This is a genomic window from Deltaproteobacteria bacterium GWC2_55_46 (genome assembly GCA_001595385.3).
Classification (GTDB): Bacteria; Desulfobacterota; GWC2-55-46; order GWC2-55-46; family GWC2-55-46; genus UBA5799.
In genome coordinates, this window is the sequence record LVEI03000001.1 from 1759565 (window position 1) to 1784569 (window position 25005).

22 protein-coding genes are annotated in these 25005 nt (G+C 56.6%); all 22 read left to right on the forward strand.

The features are described from left to right. The first annotated feature begins 15 nt into the window (after positions 1 to 15). The 22 genes from A2V21_308260 (at position 16) to A2V21_308365 (ending at position 25002) form a co-directional block, all read left to right on the forward strand. Entirely contained in the window at positions 16 to 918 is a 903-nt protein-coding gene (locus tag A2V21_308260) for a UDP-N-acetylenolpyruvoylglucosamine reductase (protein OIJ75116.1), read from the forward strand. A gap of 4 nt (positions 919 to 922) precedes the next feature. Next, complete coding sequence (locus tag A2V21_308265) at positions 923 to 1837, forward strand: hypothetical protein (protein OIJ74253.1); 915 nt, start codon at positions 923 to 925, stop codon at positions 1835 to 1837. A 1-nt stretch (position 1838) separates the two neighbouring features. Beyond that, on the forward strand, positions 1839 to 2678 hold the full coding sequence (locus A2V21_308270) for a hypothetical protein (GenBank protein ID OIJ74254.1): 840 nt from the start codon (positions 1839 to 1841) through the stop codon (positions 2676 to 2678). Further along, complete coding sequence (locus A2V21_308275) at positions 2665 to 3900, forward strand: cell division protein FtsA (protein ID OIJ74255.1); 1236 nt, start codon at positions 2665 to 2667, stop codon at positions 3898 to 3900. The genes A2V21_308270 and A2V21_308275 overlap by 14 nt, the downstream gene beginning before the upstream one ends. A 101-nt stretch (positions 3901 to 4001) precedes the next feature. Next, the gene (locus tag A2V21_308280; GenBank protein OIJ75117.1) at positions 4002 to 5159 is read left to right on the forward strand and encodes a cell division protein FtsZ; all 1158 of its coding nucleotides are present in this window, start codon (positions 4002 to 4004) and stop codon (positions 5157 to 5159) included. Positions 5160 to 5407: 248 nt separating this feature from the next. Beyond that, positions 5408 to 7108 carry a hypothetical protein gene (locus A2V21_308285; protein OIJ75118.1) on the forward strand — a complete coding sequence of 567 codons (1701 nt, stop codon included), beginning with the start codon at positions 5408 to 5410 and terminating at the stop codon, positions 7106 to 7108. Positions 7109 to 7304: 196 nt separating this feature from the next. Then, entirely contained in the window at positions 7305 to 9830 is a 2526-nt protein-coding gene (locus A2V21_308290; protein OIJ74256.1) for a hypothetical protein, read from the forward strand. A 31-nt stretch (positions 9831 to 9861) separates the two neighbouring features. Continuing rightward, positions 9862 to 11337 carry a ribonuclease G gene (locus tag A2V21_308295; protein ID OIJ74257.1) on the forward strand — a complete coding sequence of 492 codons (1476 nt, stop codon included), beginning with the start codon at positions 9862 to 9864 and terminating at the stop codon, positions 11335 to 11337. A gap of 139 nt (positions 11338 to 11476) precedes the next feature. Beyond that, a complete protein-coding gene (locus A2V21_308300) occupies positions 11477 to 12145 on the forward strand; it encodes a hypothetical protein (GenBank protein ID OIJ74258.1) in 669 nt (222 codons plus the stop codon). A 17-nt stretch (positions 12146 to 12162) separates the two neighbouring features. Then, positions 12163 to 12528, forward strand: coding sequence for a hypothetical protein (locus tag A2V21_308305; protein ID OIJ74259.1), 366 nt, complete (start codon positions 12163 to 12165; stop codon positions 12526 to 12528). A 15-nt stretch (positions 12529 to 12543) separates the two neighbouring features. Continuing rightward, positions 12544 to 12759, forward strand: coding sequence for a hypothetical protein (locus A2V21_308310; GenBank protein ID OIJ74260.1), 216 nt, complete (start codon positions 12544 to 12546; stop codon positions 12757 to 12759). A gap of 4 nt (positions 12760 to 12763) precedes the next feature. Beyond that, the gene (locus A2V21_308315; GenBank protein OIJ74261.1) at positions 12764 to 12952 is read left to right on the forward strand and encodes a hypothetical protein; all 189 of its coding nucleotides are present in this window, start codon (positions 12764 to 12766) and stop codon (positions 12950 to 12952) included. Positions 12953 to 12995: 43 nt separating this feature from the next. Beyond that, positions 12996 to 14096: a hypothetical protein gene (locus A2V21_308320; GenBank protein OIJ74262.1), complete on the forward strand. Its 1101-nt coding sequence runs from the start codon at positions 12996 to 12998 to the stop codon at positions 14094 to 14096. A 57-nt stretch (positions 14097 to 14153) separates the two neighbouring features. Next, positions 14154 to 15170, forward strand: coding sequence for a tRNA preQ1(34) S-adenosylmethionine ribosyltransferase-isomerase QueA (locus A2V21_308325; GenBank protein ID OIJ74263.1), 1017 nt, complete (start codon positions 14154 to 14156; stop codon positions 15168 to 15170). 64 nt (positions 15171 to 15234) lie between these two features. Further along, positions 15235 to 16362 (forward strand): tRNA guanosine(34) transglycosylase Tgt, encoded by a 1128-nt coding sequence (locus A2V21_308330; protein OIJ74264.1) that lies wholly within the window; start codon positions 15235 to 15237, stop codon positions 16360 to 16362. 40 nt (positions 16363 to 16402) lie between these two features. Further along, on the forward strand, positions 16403 to 16705 hold the full coding sequence (locus tag A2V21_308335; protein ID OIJ74265.1) for a preprotein translocase subunit YajC: 303 nt from the start codon (positions 16403 to 16405) through the stop codon (positions 16703 to 16705). Between the two features lie 103 nt (positions 16706 to 16808). Continuing rightward, complete coding sequence (locus A2V21_308340) at positions 16809 to 18395, forward strand: protein-export membrane protein SecD (GenBank protein OIJ74266.1); 1587 nt, start codon at positions 16809 to 16811, stop codon at positions 18393 to 18395. 35 nt (positions 18396 to 18430) lie between these two features. Continuing rightward, positions 18431 to 19345 carry a protein-export membrane protein SecF gene (locus A2V21_308345; GenBank protein OIJ74267.1) on the forward strand — a complete coding sequence of 305 codons (915 nt, stop codon included), beginning with the start codon at positions 18431 to 18433 and terminating at the stop codon, positions 19343 to 19345. Positions 19346 to 19651: 306 nt separating this feature from the next. Continuing rightward, positions 19652 to 21214: a hypothetical protein gene (locus A2V21_308350; GenBank protein ID OIJ74268.1), complete on the forward strand. Its 1563-nt coding sequence runs from the start codon at positions 19652 to 19654 to the stop codon at positions 21212 to 21214. Further along, entirely contained in the window at positions 21204 to 23402 is a 2199-nt protein-coding gene (locus A2V21_308355) for a hypothetical protein (protein ID OIJ74269.1), read from the forward strand. The genes A2V21_308350 and A2V21_308355 overlap by 11 nt, the downstream gene beginning before the upstream one ends. Next, entirely contained in the window at positions 23386 to 23754 is a 369-nt protein-coding gene (locus A2V21_308360; GenBank protein ID OIJ74270.1) for a hypothetical protein, read from the forward strand. Before A2V21_308355 ends, A2V21_308360 begins: the two co-directional genes overlap by 17 nt. Positions 23755 to 23772: 18 nt before the next feature. Beyond that, on the forward strand, positions 23773 to 25002 hold the full coding sequence (locus A2V21_308365; protein OIJ74271.1) for a hypothetical protein: 1230 nt from the start codon (positions 23773 to 23775) through the stop codon (positions 25000 to 25002). Positions 25003 to 25005: the final 3 nt, after the last annotated feature.

Genomic DNA, 25005 nt, shown 5'->3' on the forward strand with positions numbered 1-25005 from the left:
GAAGAGAAGGCTTCGATGCAGTATTCGCTATTTTTCATACAGCGCTTCAAGGGCAAGGTGCTCTTTAACGTGCCAATGAGCGAGCACACATCCTTCAGGATCGGCGGCCCGGCTGACGTAATGGCCTTCCCCAAGGACGAGGGCGACCTTAAGGACCTGATCGCCTTCGCGGAGTCGAAGGGCTTCCCCTTTCACGTGCTTGGCGCGGGGACGAACCTCCTTGTGAGGGACGGGGGCGTAAGGGGCATCGTCGTCAATATCTGCGAGGGCTTTAAAGATATCAGCTGGCTTGAGGGCGGCAAGGCCACGGTGGGCGCAGGCGTTAAGCTTATAGAGCTTGTAAACCAGTCGAGGGACAGGGGGCTTTCGGGCCTTGAGTTCGCTGTGAGCATACCGGGGACCGTGGGCGGCGCGGTCATAATGAATGCCGGCGCCTACGGCGGAGAAATGAAGGATATCGTCGAAGGGGTCGAGATAATAGGGCGCAAGGGGCACAAGGGCTTCATACCCAAGAGCGAGCTCAACTTCTCGTACAGGAGGGCGGAGCTTCCGAAAGGCGCGATCGTCACCAGGGCGCACATGCGCTTTAGCGAAAAGGACGCCGAGGATATAAAGGAACGCATGAGGGAGTTCAGGGAAAAAAGAAAGGCGACGAGCGCCATCCCGTTCCCGAACGCGGGCTCCATATTCAAGAACCCCGAAGGCAAGGTGGCGGGAAGGCTCATAGACGAGGCAGGGCTCAAGGGCGAGCGCTCGGGCGGGGCCCAGGTCTCGGAGACGCATGCCAACTACATAGTGAACACGGGCGGGGCGAAGGCAAAGGACGTGCTCGCCCTCATGGCCCTCATAAGGGACAGGATCTATAGCCTCAAGGGCATAGTCCTTGAGCCTGAGATAAAGGTGATAGGAGAGGATTAGGATATTGACGAAAGCTGCTTTAAGGAAGAAAAGGATAGGCGTGCTGATGGGCGGCCTCTCCGAGGAAAGGGAGATATCTCTCAAGACCGGCATGGCGATACTCGCGTCTCTCCGGGTAAAGGGCTATAAGGCCGTCGCGATAGACGCCGGCAGGGACCTTGCAACGGCATTGAGGAAGAAAAGAGTAGAGGTGGCCTTCCTCGCGCTCCACGGCAGGTACGGCGAGGACGGCTGCGTGCAGGGCCTCCTTGAGGTCATGGGCATACCCTACACGGGCTCAGGCGTCAAGGCATCGGCCATGGCGATGGACAAGGCGACAGCCAAGAAGGTGATGCTGTGCCACGGTGTCTCCACCCCGCCGTCGTGCGCATATGGTGAGAAAAAGGGGATGACGATCAAGCCGCCGCTCGTCGTAAAGCCCGCATCCCAGGGCTCGGCAATAGGCGTGAGCATAGTTAAAAAGAGCTCCGGGATAAAACGGGCGGTCGAGGGCGCGATGAGATTCGGCGGCGGAGTGCTCATCGAGAAGTTCATAGAGGGCAGGGAGCTTACGGTATCCATACTCGACGGCAGGGCCCTGCCGACTATAGAGATAAGGCCCAAGAAGGGCTTTTACGATTACACGGCCAAGTACACGAAGGGCGCAACCGACTTTGTCGTCCCCGCGCCCCTTAAAAAATCTGTCGATAACAGGGTTGCAAAGGAGGCCCTTGCCGCCTACAACGCCCTCGGGTGCAGCGGCGCTGCGAGGGTCGACGTGATGCTCGATAAAAAGGAGACCCCCTACGTGCTCGAGGTCAATACCATCCCGGGCATGACTAATTTGAGTCTCTTCCCCCGGGCGGCTGCGGCAGCCGGCATGGATTACCCGGCGCTTGTAGAGGAGATGCTCAAGGGCGCGGGGCTTAATAAGTTCTGACATGATGAAAAGGACGATAAAACCCAAAAAGGCAAACAGGAGGCACAGGGAGCCCTTCAGGCGCCGGGCCTCGAGGTTCTTGGGCTCAACGGCAAAGCTCCTCGCGTTCGCGCTGCCATTGCCGCTCCTTGCCATCGGGGGCTGGTGGGCGTACGGCCAGATAACGACATCGCCGTACCTTGAGATAGCGAGCATCGGTGTTTCAGGCGTTGAAAGGGTAGCCAGGGAAGACGTGGTCGAGCTCTCCGGCATCAGGGAGGGGCAGAACATACTGGCCATCTCGAACGATGCCGTCGCCGCCAGGCTGAAGTCAAACCCGTGGATAGAGTCGGTCGAGGTCGACAGGCACCTGCCCGATACCGTTGAGATTATCGTAAAGGAGCGGCAGCCCTCTGTGCTCGTGAAGCTTGAAACGCTCTACCTGATGGATGCCCGCGGGGTCATATTTAAAAGGTACTCGGCTGAGGAGGACTCCCTCGACCTGCCTGTGGTGACGGGTCTGAGCCCCAGGGACCTTGGGAACAGGGGCAGCCGGCTGGAGGGAAGGCTCCTTGAGCTGATATCCGTGTTGACGAAGAGGAACGGGTTCAACATAACGAAGGTATCGGAGATAAGCGTGGACGCTGACCACGGGCTCTCTGTCTTCACCCTCGAAGAGGGAGTGAGGCTGGACGTTGGGCTCGACGGGTTCGAGGACAAGCTCGCCTCCTTCGAGAAGATACTCGCGACAAGGGACGGGATACTGCGCGGCATAGAGGCTTTCGACCTCAATGACCATCGCGAGGTCATAGTAAGGTTTTCTACAGACGTAGTAAAAAAAGGCGGTGATGCGAATGGCTAAAAGGGATAACATCATAGTCGGGCTCGACATAGGCACGACCAAGATCTGCGCCATAGTCGGCGAGAAGACCAGGGACGGGGTAGAGATAATCGGCATAGGCACCCACTCTTCCAGGGGCCTCCGAAAAGGCGTGGTCGTGAACATCGAGAGCACGGTGGATTCCATAAGAAAGGCCGTCGAAGAGGCCGAGCTCATGGCGGGCTGCGAGATCAACAGGGTCTACTGCGGCATCGCCGGCAGCCATATACGGGCCTTCAACAGCCACGGCGTCATCGCGATAAAGAACAGGGAGATAAACCAGGCCGACATAGACAGGGTAATCGAGGCGGCCCAGGCCGTCGTCATCCCGCCAGACAGGGAGGTCATACACGTAATACCTCAGGAGTACATCGTCGACGACCAGGAGGGCATTCAGGAGCCCATGGGCATGATAGGCATAAGGCTCGAGGTGAAGGTACATATCGTGACAGCCGCTGTGACCTCCGCGCAGAACATAGTGAAGTGCGCGAACAAGGCGGGCCTGGACGTCGCGGATATCGCGCTCCAGCAGATAGCATCGAGCGAAGCGGTCCTGAATCCCGATGAGAAGGAAATAGGCGTCGTGCTGGTCGATATAGGCGGCGGAACCACTGATATTGCCCTTTACCACGGAGGCACAATAAAGTATACTACGGTAATTTCTTTAGGCGGGAACCAGGTCACAGGGGACATTTCCGTCGGACTTCGCACCACCGCGAGCGAGGCTGAGAAGCTAAAGCGCGAGAACGGGTGCGCTATGACGGCGATGGTCTCAAGGGACGACTGCATGGAGGTCCAAAGCGTCGGGGGGAACACCTCCAAGACGGTCTCCCGCTACATGCTCTGCGAGATAATCGAACCGAGGATAGAGGAGATATTCCAGCTCGTCAAGCGCGAGATCATGAAGTCCGGCTACGAGAACCTGGTCTCCTCTGGAATAGTCCTTACCGGCGGCACCGCGGCGATGGAAGGCATAACCGAGCTTGCCGAGCAGGTCTTCAACCTCCCGGTGAGGAGGGGGCTCCCGATAGGCATAACCGGCCTCGTCGATGTAGTCAAGAGCCCGATGTATTCAACCGGCGTAGGGCTCGTCCTTTACGGAGGGAAGAACCTCGACGGCACCAAGTTCCAGAGGGGTAACGACAGCACCCTTTTCAACAAGCTTACTTCCAGGATGAAGGGCTGGATGAAAGAGTTCTTCTGACAGGCTGAATAGAAAGTTTATAAGCGAACAGCTAAAGCGTAAGGCGAAATTTTAAATTCGACAAAACTCGGCGGCGGCTATTACCAAGGAGGTGGACGATGGTGATTGAGATGGACGAGAACTTCAACAGCGGTGCGAGGCTCAAGGTCATAGGTATCGGGGGCTGCGGCGGAAACGCTGTAAATACCATGATAGAAAGCGGCCTTGACGGGATAGAGTTCATGGCCGCCAACACCGACAGCCAGGCGCTCGAGAAGTCCCTTGCAGGCATAAGGGTACAGCTCGGGGCCGGACTCACCAAAGGGCTCGGCGCCGGGGCGAACCCGGAGGTCGGCAGGAACGCGGCCCTTGAGAGCAAGGAGCAGCTCACCGAGGCCATTCGCGGCGCGGACATGGTCTTCGTGACCGCCGGAATGGGCGGCGGCACCGGGACAGGCGCGGGCCCGGTAGTGGCCGAGGCCGCCAGGGCAGCCGGAGCTCTCGTGGTAGCTGTCGTGACGAAGCCATTCGCCTTCGAAGGCCAGAAGAAGATGAAGCAGGCCGAAGATGGGCTCAAGAGGCTCCGCGAGGTCGTCGATACCGTCATCACCATCCCCAACCAGAGGCTCCTGTCCATTTCAAGCAAGAACACCTCCCTTAAGGAGGCCTTCATGAGGGCCGACGAAGTGCTCATGCAGGCCGTAAAGGGCATCTCCGACGTCATCACCATCCCCGGGCTCGTGAACGTGGACTTCGCCGACGTCCGCACCATCATGTCCGAGATGGGCCAGGCCCTTATGGGCAGCGGCACCGCCAGGGGCGAGAACAGGGCAGCTGAGGCCGCCCGCAAGGCCATCTCCTCGCCGCTCCTCGAGGACATATCAATAAGCGGAGCCAAAGGCATACTCATCAACATCACCGGCTCCTCCGACATGACCATCCATGACGTGGACGAGGCCTCAAGCCTCATACACGAGGAGGCCCACGAGGACGCCAATATCATCTTCGGCGCGGTCATAGACGAGTCGATGGGCGAAGAGGTGAGGGTCACCGTCATCGCTACGGGCTTCGGCAAGGAAAAGTCCCAGAAAGAGATCATCGCCCCGGCTATGATCATCGAGGAGAACCTCGATGTCCCGACCGTGCTCCGTCGCGGCATGGACAGGGGCGGAGAGCTTAAGAGCAACGAGATAAGAAGGCTCGGAAAGCTCGGCGGCTTCAACGTCGACGACGAGGACCTCTATGATACGCCGACCTTCCTCCGTAAGCAGGCCGACTGAGGTCTTTGATCTGTTGTTGCCGTAAAGCCGGGCCTGCCATCCGGGCCGGCTTGGGCTGGTTTTCTTAAAGTCGTTTTGAAAAGGGTTTAAGCCCTTTGGGCGGGTGTTTTTTTCTTAAGACCATGCCGCCCGGGGGCTTTCGTATTTTTGCTGCCCGGACGACCCCTCCCGCCTTGTAAACCCGTTTATTCTATGGGATAATTTTTCAATGGCCGTTGGCCATAATTATTTTTTTCCGGAGGTTCTTTATATCCTGGGGTCTTAAAAAGAAGATAAGGGAGAGGCTCTCTATGGAGAGCGGGACCGTCTACAAGGAGCACGGGGGAAGGCTTAAGGTCTGCCTTGTCTATCCGAACACCTATTCCGTCGGCATGGCAAACCTGGGCTTCCAGTCGGTTTACATGCTCATTAACGCTATCGAAGGATGCGTCTGCGAACGGGCCTTTCTCCCCGAAAAGGATCTGCTCCAGGAGCACGCGAGGACCTGTACGCCTCTTTTCTCTTACGAGTCCCAGACGCCTCTTAAGGATTTCGACCTCGTTGCCTTCTCTGCCCCATTCGAAGAGGATTACGTCAATATACTGAAGATACTGGCGCTTGCTGGCATCGAGCCCCGGTCCGCTCCGCGCAGCTCCTGGCCCATTGTCGCGGCGGGCGGCGTAGCTGTATCTTTGAACCCGGAACCCATCGCCGATTTTCTGGACTTCTTCTTCATCGGAGAGGCGGAAGGGGCCTTTGAGCCTGTGGTCGAGCTGTTGAAAGAGAGCCGCTCTGGCGGAGGTGAAAAGAAAGATACCCTTTCAAGGCTCGACTCTCTCGACTGGGTCTATGTGCCTTCGTTTTATAATGTCGTCTACGAAGGCATAAGGATTAAAGAGGTCGTGGCCGCAAAGGGCGCAAAGGCCTCCGTAAAGTCCGCGAAGACGGGGGATCTCAGCAAGGCTCCGGTACCCCAGAGCTTTGTATATACCCCTCAGACCGAGTTCAGGGAGACCTATTGCGTTGAGGTGGAAAGGGGCTGCGGCAAGGGGTGCAGGTTCTGCGCCGCCGGCTTCCTCTATCTCCCGCCCAGGATGAGGGATGCCGCAGCGGTGCTCGAATCGGTCAGCAAGGGGCTGGAAAGCTCAGGCAAGGTAGGTCTTGTTGGCACCGCTGTATCAGAGTACCCGGAGATAAAAGAGGTATTGAGGCGCGGCATCGGCAGGAACGCGACCTTGACGCTGTCTTCGCTACGCCTCGACGAGCTCGACTCCGAGTTCCTTGCCCTTCTTAAAGATGCCGGTTACAGGACCATGACTCTCGCCCCTGAGGCGGGCACAGAGCGCATGCGCGATATCATCAACAAGGGGATAACCGGGGAAGAGATAATGGAGTCTGTCCGGCTCATCGCCGACGCAGGCATCAGGAGGGTAAGGCTCTACTTCCTTGTGGGCCTGCCCGGAGAGACCGACGAGGACGTCCAGGGCATCGTCGACCTCTCGATAGAGATACGGAAGGCGTTAAAGGGCGGCGAGGTCAACTTGAGCGTAAACCCGTTCATCCCCAAGCCCTGCACCCCTTTCCAGTGGCACGGCTTCGAGAGTATTGACGTCATAGAAAGAAGGCTCGGGATAATAAAGAAGAGCCTCGGCAAGGCCGGGATCATGGTACGTGAGATGTCCGCGAGGGAGGCCTTTTTGCAGGCCTATCTTTCGAGGGCGGACAGGCGCGCAGGCGAGATCATCCTGGCGGCGGCGGACTCCGGCTGGAGGAAGGCGATGAAGGGAAAAGAGGCGTTCATCGCGGAATCGGTCCACTCGGCGAGGGATAAGGATGATATACTGCCCTGGGACATAATAGACCACGGTGTGAAAAAAGATTATTTCTGGAAGGAATATCAGAGGGGTCTGGGGGGAAAAACAACCCCGCCTTGCGACGTTGGCAGGTGCTCAAGGTGCGGGGTCTGCTGAAGGTCTCCGCCCGCCCGTTCCATGTGGGAGAGGGGTTGTTTTAAAAAGATTTTTTCAGCTTACGATGTATTAGAGCCACCAGGAACCCCTCTTTTTTAAAGAGGGGTATGGGGAGATTATTTAACAGTTTTTTATAATCCCCATTCATCCCCCTTTAGAAAAGGGGGAAAATAAATTTGAGGATAATTGTCGACGTATGACAACGGACATAAAAAAACTCCTTCCCCTCGTAAGGAAGCCTTCGCGCTATACAGGCGGAGAGGTCAACTCGGTCAAGAAAGACCTCTCAAAGGTGAGGCTTACCTTTGGCATGGGCTTCCCGGACGCCTATGAGATAGGCATGAGCCATCTCGGCATCCAGATACTCTATCAGATATTGAACGCCCGGGAGGATATCGCCTGCGAAAGGGTATTCGCCCCGTGGACCGACATGGAAGGGCTTTTGAGGAAGCGGGGCTTGAGGCTTACTACCCTCGAGTCCGGCATACCGTTAAACGGCCTCGACATACTCGGGATATCCCTCCAGTATGAGCTATCCTACACCAATATCCTCAATATGCTCGACCTTGGCGGCATACCGTTTTTTTCCAGGGACAGGGTCGATGGCGCCACCTTTGTCATCGGCGGCGGCCCAGTTGCCTTCAACCCCGAGCCTGTGGCGGAGTTCTTTGACGCTCTTCTCCTGGGCGACGGCGAGGAGGCTATCCTTGAGATAGCCGACGCGGTCGCTGAAGGTATGGAGAAGGGCGAGGGCAGGGTAGAGATACTCAAAAGGCTCGCCCGCATACCCGGCGTCTATGTCCCCTCTTTTTTCGATATCGAATATAATGATGATAATACCGTCAAAAGGGCCGTTCCCATCCTCGAAGGCTATGAGAAGGTCGTAAAAAGGACGGTCCCGGACATCAACTCGCTCCCTTTGCCGACAAGGCCGGTCGTCCCTTTCCTGGAGACGGTACACGACAGGGTAAGTGTCGAGATATCGCGCGGCTGCACCAGGGGGTGCAGGTTCTGCCAGGCCGGGATGATCTACAGGCCGGTAAGAGAGAGGGCGCCTGAGGCGGTTAAAAGGATAATAGACGAGAGCCTCAAGAACACGGGCTATGACGAGGTCTCGCTATTGTCTTTGAGCACCGGCGACTATACTTTCATAGAGGACCTCCTTGCCGGGCTCATGAAGAGGTTCTCGGATGAGAAGATAGCGGTATCGCTCCCCTCCTTGAGGGTAGGGACCTTGAGCGCGAAGGTCGCCGGGGAAATAAGGAAGGTCAGGAAGACGGGCTTTACGCTCGCGCCAGAGGCCGGGAGCGAACGCCTCCGTAAGCTCATAAACAAGGGCATAAAGGAAGAGGACCTCCACGCGGCGGCCAGGGACATATTCACCCTCGGCTGGAAGTCAATGAAGCTCTACTTCATGATAGGCCTTCCGACGGAAGAAGATGAGGACATCCTTGCCATAGTCCGCCTCGCCGAGTGCGTTAAGAATATAGGCAAGGGCGCCTCCGGCAGATGGCCTGAGATAAACGTTAGCGCCTCTTCGTTCATACCAAAGCCTTTTACGCCATTTCAGTGGGAGCCTCAGATAACGATGGGCGAGGGGCTTCGGAAACAGGCGCTACTGCGTAAAGAGCTTTCCAGGCTAAAGCTCGGCTTCAAATGGCACGGCGCCGACATGAGCATCGTCGAAGGCGTTTTCTCGCGTGGCGACCGCAGGCTTTCAAAGGTCTTGCTCAATGCCTACAGGAACGGGTGCAGGTTCGACGGCTGGAGCGAGATGTTCGACTTCGCCAAATGGCAGGAGGCCTTCCGCGCCTCCTGCATAGACCCGTCGTTCTATACGGAAAGACGCAGGCCTTTTGACGAGGTATTCCCGTGGGACCACCTGAGCCCGGGCGTTAAAAAGCATTTTTTCAGGAAGGAGCTTGATAGCGCCCTCGCCCTTGCCGAAACGCCGGACTGCAAGGTGGACAGGTGCTCGCAATGCGGCCTCTGCGACTGGAAGAGCATAAAACCGAGGCCCGCAGATGAAGCCCCTTCATTTAGCGATGTCCATGGCCGGGCGGGCGATGACGTCTCTTTCAGGGTAAGGCTTAAGTTCTCCAAGACCGGGGACGCGAGGTTCCTGGGCCACCTGGAGCTTATGTCCGCGGTTGTAAGGGCCGTAAGAAGGGCCGGGTTGCCACTTAGGTACTCGCAGGGCTTTCACCCGATGCCAAAGTTGTCGTTCGGCCCGCCACTGCCGGTCGGCATCGAATCCCTTGAGGAGTACCTCGACATCGAGCTTGCCGGGAGTGTAGCTCCGGAAGAGGTGCTCAAGAGGCTCAATAGCGAGATGCCCCGGGGGTTACATTTTCTTGAGGCTTATCACTTACCCTTGAAAGTTGCTCTGCCCTCTGCTATTATGACAGAGTATGTTGCTGCTTTAAATGACAGCCCACAGGGCTTGCATATAGATTTTGAAAGAATTGATGGGTTATTAAGGGATTTTTTAAGCAGGGACTCCATTCCCGTGACTATCGAGAAGGAGGGCAGGACCAGAGAGATCGACATCAAACCGCTTCTGGCAGGGCTTTCCCTGAATAGCGATTTGACATTGAGGCTCGCCCTTAAAAAGGGCGACGGCGCATCAGTCCGGCCTCACGACGTCCTGGCCTGTCTCCTTTCCCTACCGAGGGAATCCGCTTCCTTAATCCCCATCCTTAAAATCAGGGCGGTCCATTAGCTACCTTTAGGGGGACGCGCCCAACCTCACTATGAAGAACAGTAACAGGACAGAGATACTCATCAACTCAAACCCGTTTGAGAAGAGGGTGGCCCTTATCGAGCAGGGCCGGCTCGTGGAGTTCTACGTCGAGCGGGCCAAGGACAGGGGCATCACCGGCAATATCTACAAGGGCAGGATCGTAAGGGTGCTCCCTGGCATGCAGTCCGCCTTCGTGGAGGTCGGCATACAGAGGACATCGTTCCTGCACGTCTCCGATATAAAAGAGCCTCCCGACGAGTTCGAGGAGGAGGATGAAGAGCACCAGAAGCACGCGGACGTAAGGATACAGGACCTTATAAAAGAGGGGCAGGAGATGATGGTCCAGGCTGCCAAGGAGCCGATTGGCACCAAGGGCGCGAGGGTAACCTCCTACATCTCCTTGCCGGGCCGCTACCTGGTATTCATGCCCACCTACGATAAGATCGCCATCTCCCGGAGGATATCGAGCGAGAAGGAGAGGAGAAGGCTCCGTGAGATAGTCTCGTCAGTGCGTCCTCCCGGCTACGGGTTCATCATCAGGACCGTGTGCGACGGCATGCCCAAAGAGGACATCCAGGCCGATATGGAGTTCCTCATAAAGCTCTGGAACTCCATATTAAAGACGAAAGACCAGGTCAGGACGCCCGGGCTGGTCTGGTCGGAGCTCGACATCACGCTCAGGATAATAAGGGACCTTTTCTCGAAGGATATTGACAAGCTCATAATAGACTCAAAAGAGGAATATGAGCGCGCGAGGAAGTTCGTCGAGGACTTTATGCCTCACCTTGCCGGAAGGCTCGAGCTCTATGAAGGCAAGGAGGATATCTTCGACGCCCACGGCATCGAGATAGAGCTTACAGACGCCCTTGAGCGGCGCGTCTGGCTCCGCTCCGGCGGCCACATCGTCATCGACCAGATGGAGGCCCTTACAGCGATAGACGTGAACACGGGCAAGTACGTTGGAAAAAAGAGCTCTGAGGATACCATTGTCAAGACCAACCTCGAGGCGGTAAAAGAGGTAGTCTACCAGCTCCGGCTCCGCAACATCGGGGGCATCATAGTGATAGACTTCATCGACATGGCAAGGGCCGCCGACAGGGAGAAGGTCTATAACGCGCTCAAGGAGGCGCTCAAGGCCGACAAGGCGCGTACCAATATACTCAAGATATCCGAGCTCGGCATCGTGGAGATGACGAGGAAGAGGACGAGGGAGAGCTTGTCGCAGTCGCTCTGCGAGCCATGTCCTTACTGCGACGGTAACGCGCAGGTGAAGGCGAAGGACACCATTATAATGGATATCTACAGGGAGCTCACGAGAGAGCTCCCCATGAGAAAGAAGAAGGCGACGCTGTACGTAAGCCCCTCCGTGGCCGAGCGGCTTAAGGAAGACCCCGGCCCTATGCAGGAGGTCGAGAAGAAATCCGGCAAGAAGGTGATCGTCAAGCCTGTGGACAGGTTTCACCAGGAAAGGTACGAAATACTCTGACCGCCCTGGGGTTTTCCCCATTCCTTCCAAAAGCCCGTGTTTTGCAAGGCTTTTCGGTTTCAAAGCCCTTGACAAGCAATCCCCTTCCCGTTTACCATAAAGGCAGCCTTATTTATCCTTTTTCAATGTTAGGAGCAAGATGAGAGCTCTTGGGGTTTTATTCGCTGTTACAGCCCTTGCCTGCGCTGTTTTGTTTCCGGCTGGAGCGCAGGCCGGGGTCGCTGAAGGGAAAAAGGCTTTCGAGGCGCGCAAATGCGCCTCATGCCATCAGGTCGCCGGGCCTGCCTCTGAAAAGACCATAAAGGACCAGCTCGCCAAGAAAGGGCCTGAGCTCTGGTACGCGGGCAGCAAGTTCAAGGCCGGTTTTCTTGAGAGGTGGCTCTCCAACCCTCAGCCCATAAGGCCGCTTGCCTACAATAGCGTAACCGAGAGGAACAAGGGCGACCACCAGAGGCTTGCCGGTCCAGAGGCGAAAGACGTGGCCGTGTACCTTATGAGCCTCAAATCGACAAATGTAAAGCAGCTCGGCATCCAGCCGGCAGACACCCCGAAGGGCAGGGTTATTTTCATAAAGAAGCAGTCGTGCTACGGCTGCCATACCGTCATCAATAACAGGGGCAAGGCCGTGGGCGGCCTCTCCGGCCCCGCTCTTGCCAACGCCTATGACAGGCTCAACCCGGACTGGGTCTACGCCTATCTTTCCAACCCGAAGGCCTTCAAGCCGGTCAAGATGATGCCTGTCTATGCCGGGGTGCTTAACGACGCCGAGATGAAGGAGCTCGCGGCGTATGTCGGGGGGCTCAGATGAGATCGAAGGAGCGTGCGATGGGTTTGAGGCCTTATTATATCGTCCCGGCCATTCTGCTGGCCCTGGGCGCGGCAGCCGCGCCTTCTTTCGGGGCCACGGCAGAGGAGAACTATAAATTCTATTGCGCCCAGTGCCATGGAACACACGGCAGGGGAGACGGGCCAAACGCCACGAAGGAGATGCCGGTTAGCCCGCGCGATCATACAAGCGCGGTCGAGATGAGCAAACTAACGGACGAGGATATCATAAACGCGATAGCCGAGGGCGGCCCGGCCACGAGCAAGTCAAGCCTCATGCCCCCTTTCGGCAAGACCCTCACCAGGGGTGAGATAACGGAGCTTAAGGCCTATTTGAGAAAGCTCTGCAACTGCAAGGGGAAGTAGCATCAAGGTATCAAAATGGGTTTTGGTTCAGAGAGGTTCGGATTCGTACTTATGCTCCTCGGCGCGCTCCTCGTCATCGAGGGCATCCCGTACTTCGGTTTTCCCAAGGCGGTAAGGCATTGGGCGGGGTATCTCCACCGTCTCCCCGAGAAGAGGATGAGGCTTCTGGGCCTCGTGATAATGGCCTCTGGCATAGTCCTTCTTTTCGCCATAAGGGACATCTGGAAGTAAGCCCATGGAGATCATACTTCCAGTCCTCGGCGCCCTGCTTGTCATAGAGGGGCTGCCGTATCTCCTCTTTCCCGGTAAGGTCAAGGAATGGTCGGCCGCGCTTGTTGAGGCTACAGAGCCGGGGATGAGGGTAATAGGCCTTGTAACCGTTTTTGCCGGGCTACTAATACTCTACCTTGTCCGGTCCTTCTAAATCTACCCTGAGCAAATCGGAGTTTTTCAGCAACTGATAATATATGCCATCGTTTAAAACCAGGCCCTGGCGGCTTATAAGCGTTCTTTTGCTCCTGCTCTCTGGCTGTCTCCATACGGCGCCCGGCCAGGCTGGCTATGGGGAGAAGGTGCGGGTCCTGATACTTAAATCGTCCGGCTCCTTTGACCTCCGTGGCACTGACAGGGGGGAGCTGCATATCAGGTACTCCGGGGCGGAGTCCGCCTCTGTGAACGGCAGATTGAAGCGCCTGCCGATGAAGCTTTATCCAGAGGACGAGTTCGTCTATATAAACGGCAGGCCCTACCGCGGGACGGTCGAGGTCTCGGCTGGCAAGGGCGCCCTTCTGGTAGTGAACGAAGTCAACATGGAGGCCTACATAGCCGGGATAATAAATAACGAGATATCGTCCAAATGGCCTGAGGACGTGATAAAGTCACAGGCTGTCATCGCCAGGACCTATGCCCTCTTCAACATGAGAAAGAGGCAGAACCTGCCTTATCATGTTGAAAGCTCTGTCATGGGGCAGGTCTACAGCGGCGCCTCGGTAGAGGATAACGCCGCCATAAAGGCCGTGCAGGCAACCGCGGGCGAGATACTCGTCTTTGACGGCGAGCCGGCCCTGACGGTCTACCACTCGAACGCCGGCGGCATGACCGATTCGGCGCGCGAAATATGGCGCAGGGATTATCCATACCTTCTGCCGGTGGAGAGCCCGTTTGATGCGAGCGCCCCGAAGTACGAGTGGGAGTTCGCCCTCCCGGCGGAGTCTTTCAAGGGGCTCCTTTCTTCCGGGGGCCTCCCCGCGCTCACTCCTCAAGAGATAACCGTCCTCGATACTACCTCGGCTGGAAGGGTAAAGCTCATCGCCTTAAGGGATGGCAGCGGGAAAGAGGCGCGGTTATCGGGTGAGGAGCTTAGAGGGGCCGTAGGTTACTCTAATTTGAGATCGACCTTCTTCGCTGTCGAGAAGGACGGGGACCGCTTTATCTTCAAGGGCAGGGGCTCCGGCCATGGGGTCGGCCTCTCCCAATGGGGGGCAAAGGGGATGGCGGAGAACGGATATTCCTACAGGGAAATACTCGATCATTTTTATCCGGGCACAGAGCTTACCAGGGCGTGGTGACCCACCTTTTTTTAAATCCCCTCTAAATCAAGCGGACCTCTTTGAGAATTGACTCTGATGGAACTTAACGACTTCATATTCGACCTCCCTGAGAGGCTCATCGCCCAGCACCCGCTGCCTGAGAGGGACGCTTCGCGCCTCATGGTGCTCTCCAGGGAAACCGGGCATATTGAGCACAGCTCATTCAGGGACCTCGCCAAGTACCTCAAGGCCGGGGACGTCCTTATATTGAACGACACCAGGGTCATTCCTACAAGGGTCTTTGGCCAGAAGGGCAGCGGCGGCAGGGTAGAGCTCCTGCTCGTTGACAGGACAGGGGCAGATGGGGATGAATGGAGGTGCCTGGCGAAGCCCTCGAAGGGGTTGAGGAACGGGACGCGCCTGACCATCGAAGGGGTCGAAGGCGAGATAACCGGAAAGGATGATGAGGGGCTTCTGACTTGCAGGTTCGCAAGTCCTCTCGACCTTTCTTCCATAGGCAAGATCCCTCTGCCGCCTTATATAAGGAGGGAGGCTGACGAGGCGGATAGCGTCAGGTATCAGACGGTATTCGCCGGGTCCGCCGGGGCTGTAGCGGCCCCAACCGCCGGGCTCCATTTTACTGACGGGCTTATCGACGATATAAAGCGCAAAGGCGTCATCGTACACCGCTTAACCCTGCATACAGGCCCGGGCACCTTCATGCCCGTGCGTTGCTCAAGGATCGAGGAGCACAGGATGATGAAAGAGCGCTACATCATAGGTAAAGATGCCTTCGATGCGGTGGCGAGCGCGAAAAAGGAAGGGCGGAGGGTCGTTGCCGTGGGCACTACCTCTACGCGCGCCCTCGAATCGAGCGTGAAGAACGGCTTTGAGAGGCCGGCCCTTGAGGGAGCAACAGACCTTTTCATCTACCCGGGCTTCAGCTTCAAGGCGGTGGACGCCCTCCTGACCAATTTTCACCTGCCAGGCTCGACGCTTATAATGCTTGTGGCGGCCTTCGCGGGAACGGGACTGACTCTCGGCGCGTACAGGGAGGCCGTCCGGAAAGAGTACAGGTTTTTCAGCTATGGCGACGCGATGCTTGTGCTGTAGACTGTAGATTGTTCTGCTATGATATTCGTAATTTTACCAGAAGAACAAGAAGGGTTCTGGAAAAGTGAATGGATTCGGATTCGAGCTATTAAAGAAGGACGCCTCCGCGAGGCTCGGGCGCGTGAAGACGCCCCACGGCGAGTTCGCTACACCTGTTTTCATGCCGGTAGGCACCAGGGCGGCCGTGAAAGGGCTTACCCCGGAAGAGCTTGAAGAGATAGGGGCGGAGATAATACTTGCCAACACCTACCACCTCTATCTAAGGCCAGGGCACGACCTTGTGAGGGAGTTGGGTGGCCTCCACCGCTTCATGAACTGGAAGGGGCCGATACTCACCGATAGCGGCGGCTTCCAGGTCTTCAGCCTCTGCAAGTTGAGGAAGATAACGGAAGAGGGCGTGCAGTTCAGCTCGCACCTCGACGGCACTAGGTATACTCTTACCCCGGAGAGCGCGATAGAGGTGCAGGAGGCCCTGGGCGCCGACATCATCATGCCGCTTGACGAGTGCACCCCATACCCGGCTGACAGGGAGTATACCGTAGAGTCGATGAACATGACCCACAGGTGGGCGAAGAGGTGCAAGGAGGCCAAGAGGCCGAACGGCCAGGCGCTCTTCGGCATAGTGCAGGGCGGCATGTACAGGGACTTGAGAAAGGAGAGCGCCGAGGCGCTCATGAATATCGGCTTCGACGGGTACGCGATAGGCGGCTTGAGCGTCGGGGAGGAGAAGGGGCTCATGAAGGAGATGGTAGCCTCTACGGTCGAGAGCCTGCCGCAGGATAAGCCCAGGTACCTGATGGGGGTGGGCACCCCTGAGGACCTGGTCTACTGCGTGGAGATGGGTATCGACATGTTCGACTGCGTGATGCCCACAAGGAACGCCCGGAACGGAACTCTCTTTACAAGGCATGGAAAATTGGTTATAAAGAATGCGCAATACGAAAAGGACCCCGGGCCCATTGAGGAGGGCTGCGCCTGCTACACCTGCAGGAGCTTCTCAAGGGCTTACCTGAGGCACCTTTACATGGCGGGCGAGATACTCGCCCCCAGGCTCAATACCATCCATAACCTTTTCTATTACAGCAGCCTCATGCGCTCGATGAGGGCGGCGATAGGAGAGGGCAGGTTCGAGCTCTTTAAAAAGAAGTTTTACGAGGAAAGGTCGCGGGTGGAAGAGCCCGTGGCATTATAAAAAAAGGAGGACTATTTTCGTGTTTTTTTTCCCAGTCGCAATGGCCTACGCACAGGACGCTCAGCCGGCCGTGCCCGGACTCTCGGGCCTCATGAGCATAGCCCCGCTGATAATACTCTTCGTGATCTTCTACTTCCTCCTCATAAGGCCGCAGCAGAAAAGGGCCAAGGAGCACAGGCAGATGATGGCCGCCGTCCAGAAGGGCGACAACATTGTCACCTCCAGCGGGATCCACGGCAAGGTCGTAACGGTGAACGAGGATACCGTCATGGTGGAGATAGCCGATGGCGTGAAGATCAAGATGTCCAAGGAATCTGTCGCCGTAAGAAAGCCTCAAGCGTAGGTAACTTTGTCTTTGCCGCCCCGCGGGGCGGCGTTTTTTTGTTTTGAGCCGCCGGTAAGCATAAAAGCGCCGGTGGTAAATCGGCTGTCATTCCGGAGATAGGATGAGAAGTATTTTCTGGCGCGTCGTACTTCTGGCCGCGTTCACAGTCCTGGCGATAGTGCTTTTCCTGCCCTCGACCCCTCTTTCAAAGAGGCTGCCATCGTTCTGGGTCAATAACATCCCCAAGATAAACCTGGGCCTTGACCTCCAGGGGGGCATGCACCTGGTATTGAACATAGACCAGGCAAAAGCGGTGGAGAGCCATACACAGAGGCTCGCTGGCTCTCTTGAGGATGCGCTCAAAAAGAAGGGCATACCTTATTATAGCGTCAACAGGCAGGGGATTGATTCCATAGCGGTAGCCTTCCCTGACGAGAAGACGAAGGGCGAGATAGCAAAGCTCGTAAAGGATGAGTTCGGGATATTCGGCTCTCCTTCTGAGGAGAGCGGCAGGCTCCTTTTCACCCTCGATCAGCCCGAGACAGACCGCATAAGGGAGTGGTCTGTATCCCAGGCCCTTGAGACCATAAGGAACAGGATAGACAAGTTCGGGGTCGCCGAGCCCATAATACAAAAGCAGGGCGAAGACGAGCTTGTCGTACAGCTCCCAGGCCTCAAGGATCCCGAGAGGGCCATTCAGCTCATCGGCAAGACGGCTGTCCTGGAATTCAGGCTCATCGACGAGTCGATGAGCCCGTTTGCCGCCGAGACGCAGGGCGCGCCGTTCGGCTCAGAGGTCATCTATCAGTACTCCGTCGACAAGCAGACGGGCGCTCAGCAGAAGACCCCCTTTCTCGTAAAGAAAGATTCCATACTTACGGGGGATTCGCTCTCCGACGCCAGGGTCGCCTTCGACACCCAGTATAACGAGCCGTATGTCTCGCTTACATTCGATTCGGCGGGCTCTCGCGTCTTCGAACGGGTCACGACACAGAACGTCGGCAAAAGGCTCGCCATAGTCCTTGACGGGAACCTCCATTCAGCCCCCCAGATAAGGGAGCCGATAAGCGGCGGCAGGGCGCAGATAAGCGGCGGCTTCACCTATGAAGAGGCCACAGACCTTGCCATAGTCCTCCGGGCGGGCGCTCTCCCGGCCCCGGTAAACATCATCCAGAACGTGACCGTCGGCCCAAGCCTCGGGCAGGACTCGATCGAGGCTGGCATAAAGGCCGGCCTCCTCGGCGCGTCCCTCGTCCTCGTCTTCATGCTGTTTTATTACAAGGTTTCCGGCGCAATAGCGGACTTCGCCGTGTGCCTGAATATCATAATGCTCCTCGGGGCCATGTCATGGCTGAACGCCACGCTCACGCTCCCTGGCATAGCCGGTATCGTTCTCACCATAGGCATGGGCGTTGACTCCAACGTCCTCATATTCGAGAGGATAAAAGAGGAGCTCCTGGCGGGACGCACCCCCAGGTCTGCCATAAACGCCGGGTATGACAGGGCGTGGTGGACGATCGTCGACGCACACGTGACGACCTTGATAACCGCTGCCGTGCTCTTCCAGTTCGGGAGCGGGCCGATAAAGGGCTTCGCGGTATCTTTGAGCCTCGGAATACTCATAAACCTCTTCACCGCCCTTGTCGGCACGAAGGTGGCCTTTGATATCCAGAGCGAGAAGCTGAGGGTCAAGAAGCTTAGCATCTAAAGGCCGCAGACGCGGCTTTCGGAGGATAGACATAGATGGACCTTGTCCGTAACACAAAGATAGATTTCCTTGGGAAAAGGCGGATAACATTCGTCATCTCGATAGTCCTTGTCCTGTTGGGGCTTGTGGCCGCTATCGCCATACCAATGGGCAAGGCGAACCTGAGCACCGACTTCGAGGGCGGAATAGCCATACAGTTCAGGTTCCAGAATGCCTTTGAGATAGACAGGATGAGGGTGCTCCTCGCTGAAGCGGGCTTCAAGGACGCTAACTTGCAGCAGTTCGCCGAGCCCACGAAGCTCCTCGTCAAGCTCAAGAGGTCTGACGGAGACCTGAGGGCCCTGTCCCAATCACTCGGAGATGTCTTCACAAGGGGCATCCATGACAACCCCTTTACGATAGACTCGACCACCGAGATTGGTCCTACCGTGGGAAAGAAGCTCCAGAAGGACGCGCTCTGGGCTGTGCTTATTTCTATGATAGGCATACTCCTTTATGTGGCGTGGAGGTTCGAGTTCAGGTTCGGCGTGGCCGCGGTGGCAGCCACCTTCCATGACGTCCTGGCCGTACTCGGCGTATTCTTCCTGCTCGACAAGGAGATGAGCCTGCTGGTAGTGACAGCCCTTTTGACCGTCGCCGGGTACTCCCTTACGGATACTGTCGTGGTCTTCGACAGGATACGCGAGAACATGAGGAAGAGGACCAAGGAGGACCTCGTGACCCTCATAAACAGGTCGCTGAACGAGGTCCTCTCCCGTACCATCGTCACATCCCTTACTACCCTGCTCGCCGCCCTTGCCCTGACAATCCTTGGGGGGGAGGTCATACATGACTTCGCCCTTGCCCTGGTAATGGGCGTCATCGTGGGCACCTTTTCATCGATATTTATCGCGAGCCCGCTACTCCTTTACTGGAAAGGTAAGGGAAAACAATCGCTTGTAAAAGTTTAACCCCTTCTTTGCGTTTCCCGCGCCCTTTTTAAGGGTGCGGGACCAATTTTTCGGATTTTCCTCAAAAAAAAGCCTATTGTAATTTTTAAAGACTTATGCTATTCACAAGTATCGGCAGGAAGCCGTTTTGTTCATCTTTTATTTAGAAATTTAAATATGAGGCTGACCTTCCGGTAGTAGAAATCAGTAATAAAAGGCTCATGGCGGGCCGGAAAAGGTAAGGGATGCCAAGATACCAAGAAGGTATTAAGGCATTTTTTTTTGCGCTGAATGGATCTACGTAGTTCCACGCTAAAGAGCGGCTCTATGGAAAAGAAAAACGGCTTTTCCGCTATTCCCGCCCCCATGGACCTGTCGGTCTGGAGGGAGTTTCAGAAGGGGCTCTCGCTTCTTCTGGACATGCCGCTTCAGCTTTATGACTCGGCAGGGAACCTGCTTGTCCCCTCGATAAAAGAACCGTGCGTTTGCGAGAAGGTCTGTTCAAACGAGCGCGGCAGGTCCCTTTGCTCGGAGATGATCTTGGCCTCCATAGCCAAGGTCATCGAAAAAAAGAAAGCTTACATATTCAAATGTCACGTGAACCAGTACTTCTTCGCTGTCCCTGTCATCCTCGCTTCCGGCCACGCGTTTGTGATAATCGGTGGGCGGGCGTACTTCGAAGGGAGCGTAATAAAGGATTTTTATGAGGGTATAAGCGGGTTGGGCTTAAGCGAGTCTGAAGCGAGCGGGCTTCGGGCAGAGCTGAAGACGGTCCAGCCGAAGTCCATGTTCATGGCCCCGACGATATTGCACAGCATGTCCGTGCCTCTTTTGACCTCCCTGGTGGCAAACCGCCAGGCAGGCGCGGGAGACTCTGACGTGAGTCTCAGGGGCTTTAAGGCCCTGGAGCAGGTCTACAGGTCGATAGCGCCTGTGCTGGACCGGGAGGAGCTCTATGAGACGATACTGGCGAAATCCTCCGAGCTGGTGGGGGCCGACAGGGGGTCTCTTATGATCCTCGATAACAAGCAGAACGTACTTTCGGTCAAGGCATCAAAGGGCATGGACAGGAAGATCGCAGAGGGCTTGAGGGTCAAGGTCGGCGACGGTATCTCCGGGGCGATAGCGGCCAGGGGCGTGCCGGTGATAGTCAGGGATATAGAGAACGAGGTGCCGTCCTGGAAGAACAGGCCGAGGTACAAGACCAAGTCCTTCATATCCTTGCCGCTTAAGCTCGAGAGCAAGGTCATAGGCGTAATAAATTTAAGCGACAAGAACTCCGGCGAGGTCTTCTCTGAAGAGGATCTGCACCTGCTGCTCTCTTTTTCGAACTACGCCTCTATCGCCCTGGAGCGAGGCGCTTACTACAGCATGAGCGAAGAGCTCAAGATGCTCTCCATGACAGACCCGCTTACGGGCCTTTTCAACAGGAGGTATTTCAGGGAAAGGCTCTATGAGGAAGTCGAGAGGGTCAAGAGGCATAACGAGTGCTTCACCTCCTTTGTAATAGACATAGATAACTTCAAGAGCTTCAATGACAGGTATGGCCATCTCGCGGGCGACGAGGTCTTGAAGGGTGTTTCTCGGGCCATCAGGGACGCCGTGAGGTCCATGGACGTAGTGGCCAGGTACGGCGGCGAGGAGTTCGCGGTCATCCTCCCGCATACGAACAAGGCCGACGCCTCCATCATAGCCGAGAGGATAAGAAAGGGCGTTCAGGACTTCAGGCCGCCGAACCCGGACTTCGAGCACTGGCCCACCATAAGCCTTGGCGTGGCAGAGTTCCCCGGGGACGCGAGCCACATAGACGATCTCATAAACAAGGCCGACAAGGCCATGTACCTGGCCAAGAGGATGGGCAAGAACAAGGTAGTGGTCTATGAAAGATAGGATGCTCTTCAATACCTGCCCTGACGGCGAGTTCTTCGGCCGGGTATACGAGATAGATTACATCTGCAGGAGGGCGGCTGAGAAGCCCGCCCCGGCCATCTTCCTTTTCGGAGGACGCTGGACCGGGAAGACAGAGCTCCTCCGCAGGGTCTTCCACGGCCTCTTCTGGGGACAGGCCAGGGTAGTGCCCATTTACTACCAGTTCAAGGGCTACGGCTCCGCCGAGGAGTTCGCGGAGGACTACCTGAAGGAGGTCCTGAAGCAGTACCTCGCCTTCAGGCTCCGCGACGCCAGGCTCGTCCGCAACGAAGTCTCTCTCGATAAGCTCGACCGCCTGCTCGTGGATAACGACCTTTACGACCTCGCCGACCTCGCCGCCATTCACAGGGAGGCGCGCAGGGCTTCCGACAGCACCGCGGCCTTGAGGAACGCCCTTTCAAGCCCGGCGATGGTCTCCGCGCGCTCAGGCATACCCGTATACCTCATACTGGACGATATCGACCACGCGGCGTGCTCGGACGGTCAGAGGGAGGCCGCGTTGTCCAGGGAGCTTATCGACTCGCTCTCGCTCGGCCCCGCCTCCTTCGTCGCTTCTGCGTCGACCAAGCGCCCTCTCGATGGCGCCGCCTTCAGCGGCTCGGCCGAGGCCATGGAGCTTCCCGGCCTTGACGAGGAGGTCGCCACGTCGATGATGATGGACTTAGGCCGCCAGTACGGGGTCGAGTTCGATACCGAAATATTGAGGCTCGCGGCCACGAGGCTTGAGGGGAACCCCATGTACCTTAAGAGCCTGGTCTGGGCGGCGGCCAAATCCGGAGTAAGCCTTTCTACACTCAAGGAGTTCGGGGACCTCTATACCCAGGACCTCTTCGAGGGTAATATGGGCATAGCGCTGAGGTCGGCATTGGGGCTCCGGGGGATAAACAGTTTAAGGGTGCTCCATGCGTGCTCCACATCGAAGAGGCCGCTTTCCGACGAAGATCTCTCCGAGAGGTTCAGGCTTGAGCCCTCGGAACTTGAAAATATCATCGAGGGGCTCTCTGAGGCCGGTCTCGTGGAGGTGAACCTCGGATCGCTCCTGTGGGCCGGGGGCTCGGTAGTCAAGGATTTCATATGCTTCGTCTACGAAACGCGCGTTAAGGGTAGAAGCGCCGAAGAGGTAAGGACCTATCTGGCCAGGGAGATACTGAAGGAAGGGTTCGGCTTCAGGGGGGCGAGGGCCGGGTTAAAGCTCAAGGACGAAGTCGCCGAAGTAATGAGATCGTTCAACAACCAGAAGGTACTGAAGCTCCTTTTCCGGAACCAGGCGTTTTCAGCCAGGTTCAAGAAAGGGAAAGGCGGGGACGAAGGCGAGCTTACGGTCCCGCAATCAGTTGGCTGCTTCTCATCCGAACGCCTTGAGGCCGGAGAGGCGGGCCCGCCAATACTCGTGGCGCACGGCTTCCAGAACGGCAGGTACGATTCCGGCAATGAGGTCGTCTGGATAGCCTCGGTCAAGGACGCCCTTTCGCCGGTCAATATCGGCGACGTAGAGAACTTCCTGAGGCGCACCCAGATACTCCGGGAGAACTTCAGGGCCGCGAAGGTCGTAAGATGGATGGTCGGGAGGGAGGGCTTCACCGCCGAAGCGCAAAAGCGCATAGAGGCCGAGGGCGTTTTCTCATCCGATTCTGTCCAGTTGAAGATAATAAAAGAGGGGCTCGCCGATAAAGACTCGGCCACGAGGCTCAAGTCCTCTGATAAGATAGCCCCGGTCAAGGAATTCGAGGTGGTGCTGCCTTCGTCTTCCAAGGCCGAGCTTGTGGCGGCGAAGGCGGTCGAGGAGATAGGCACCGAGATGGGCTTCGACGACGCGGCCATAGGCCAGATAAAGGCCGCCCTAGTAGAGGCCTGCATAAACGCATTCGAGCACAGCAGGCTTAAGATCGCGAAGGTCTTTTTGAGGTTCGTCGCCTCTGCCGACAGGCTTACCATCCATGTCCAGAACGGCGGGGTCGATTTCGACAGCCCTTCCGAGCCTTCAGACCCCATCGAAGCGGGGGCCATGCCCAGGAAGCGCGGCTGGGGATTCGAGCTCATGAGGGGGCTTATGGATGAGGTCAGGGTAGAGCGGGTAAGGGGAGGGGCGAAGATAGTCCTCGTGAAATACCTTGTAAAAGGAGATAGCAGTAATGGTAAAGAGGTATAGGAACTTCAAGGAGATAGGGGATACCGTCGTCCTTTACCCTGATAATTATATCAACGACATAGAAGGGGAAAAGCTCGAAGAGCTCTGCGCCAGCTACCTTGAGCGGGGCTTCAAGAAAATAGTGATAGACTTCTCGGAGACAGACCTCATAAATTCCATCGGTGTATCCGTGCTCATCGGCATGATAGAGAAGGTCAGGGAGAAGAATGGCGCTGTCCTTTTCTCCGGGCTCAAGCGCGTTAACTACGACATATTCAGCATAGTAGGGCTTACGAAGCATATAAGGATATACGAGACCGAAGAGGAAGCCATTGGGGTCGGTCCTGACACTGCTGGTCACGTGACAGCCTGAAACCCTTAGGAGGAGTTGATGTCTGAAGCCGAACTGAGCCTTGAAAAGCTCCTTTTCAACCTGAGCACGCTTGCGGAGCTTGGTGAAGAGATAACCTCGCCAAAGGATTTTAACAGGGTAGTGAAGAGCGCCCTTTACATGGTGATGGGCTCGTTTTCGTCAACAAAAGGCGCGATATTCCAGTACGACCAGGACAGGGATTTCTTCACCCCCATAGCCTCCAAGGGCCTTGGCGACATAGGCGGGGTGTCGATCAAGCTCGGGCACGATGAAGTAGCCGGGCTTGTAAAGCACAAGGACCCCCTGGACCTCGCCTCCGGGGCCCATCCGGCAGGCCTGCTGGGTACGGCAAGGGAGGCGTTAGATAAGCTTGACGCGAAGGTGCTGGCATGCCTTATCGTTAAAAACGAGCTGCTGGGCCTTATCGCCATAAACGGCAAATTCACCGGCGAGCCATTTACCGTATACGATTACCAGCTCCTGTCGGTCATGTCCCAGCACATCTCATTTTCGCTCCACAGCCATTCGCTTCTGATGAAGCTCATGCACAAGTACACGGAGAACAAGAACCTGTACGACAATTTAAGGCGCATATACTACGACACCATACACGCCTTTGCCGCCGCCATCGACGCCAAGGACGCCTATACCAGGGGCCATTCCCACAGGGTCTCGGCCTATAGCGCGGCGCTGGCAAGGGAGATGGGCTGGTCTAACGACGAGGTCGAAGGGATAAGGATAGGCGGACTCCTTCACGATATCGGCAAGATAGCCGTCGACAAGACCATCATAAACAAGGCGAGTCCGCTTACGAGCTATGAGTGCAGGGAGCTCAACTCGCATCCGGTCGTGGGCTACGAGATACTCTCCAAGATAAAGTTCCCGTGGAAGGGTATACCCATGATGACACGGAACCACCATGAGAAGGTGGACGGCTCAGGTTATCCCGACAGGCTCAAGAAATCCGAGATACCCATAGGCGCCAGGATAATGTCGCTCGTGGACGCCTTCGACGCGATGACGACCGACAGGCCGTACAGGCCCCGTCTCTCTTTCAGAGAGGCGATGAGCGAGGTAAAGGAGAACTTCGACAGGCAGTTCGACCCGGAGGTCGTCTACCCGTTCATCTCGGTAATAAAGAAAGAGGTGAGAAGGGAGGTCGATAACCCGACGATAGTGCCTCTTCTTCTGGAGCAGTTGGATTCTGTCACCATCGACAGGATGTTCGAGGGCTTCCCCCCTGCCTAATAA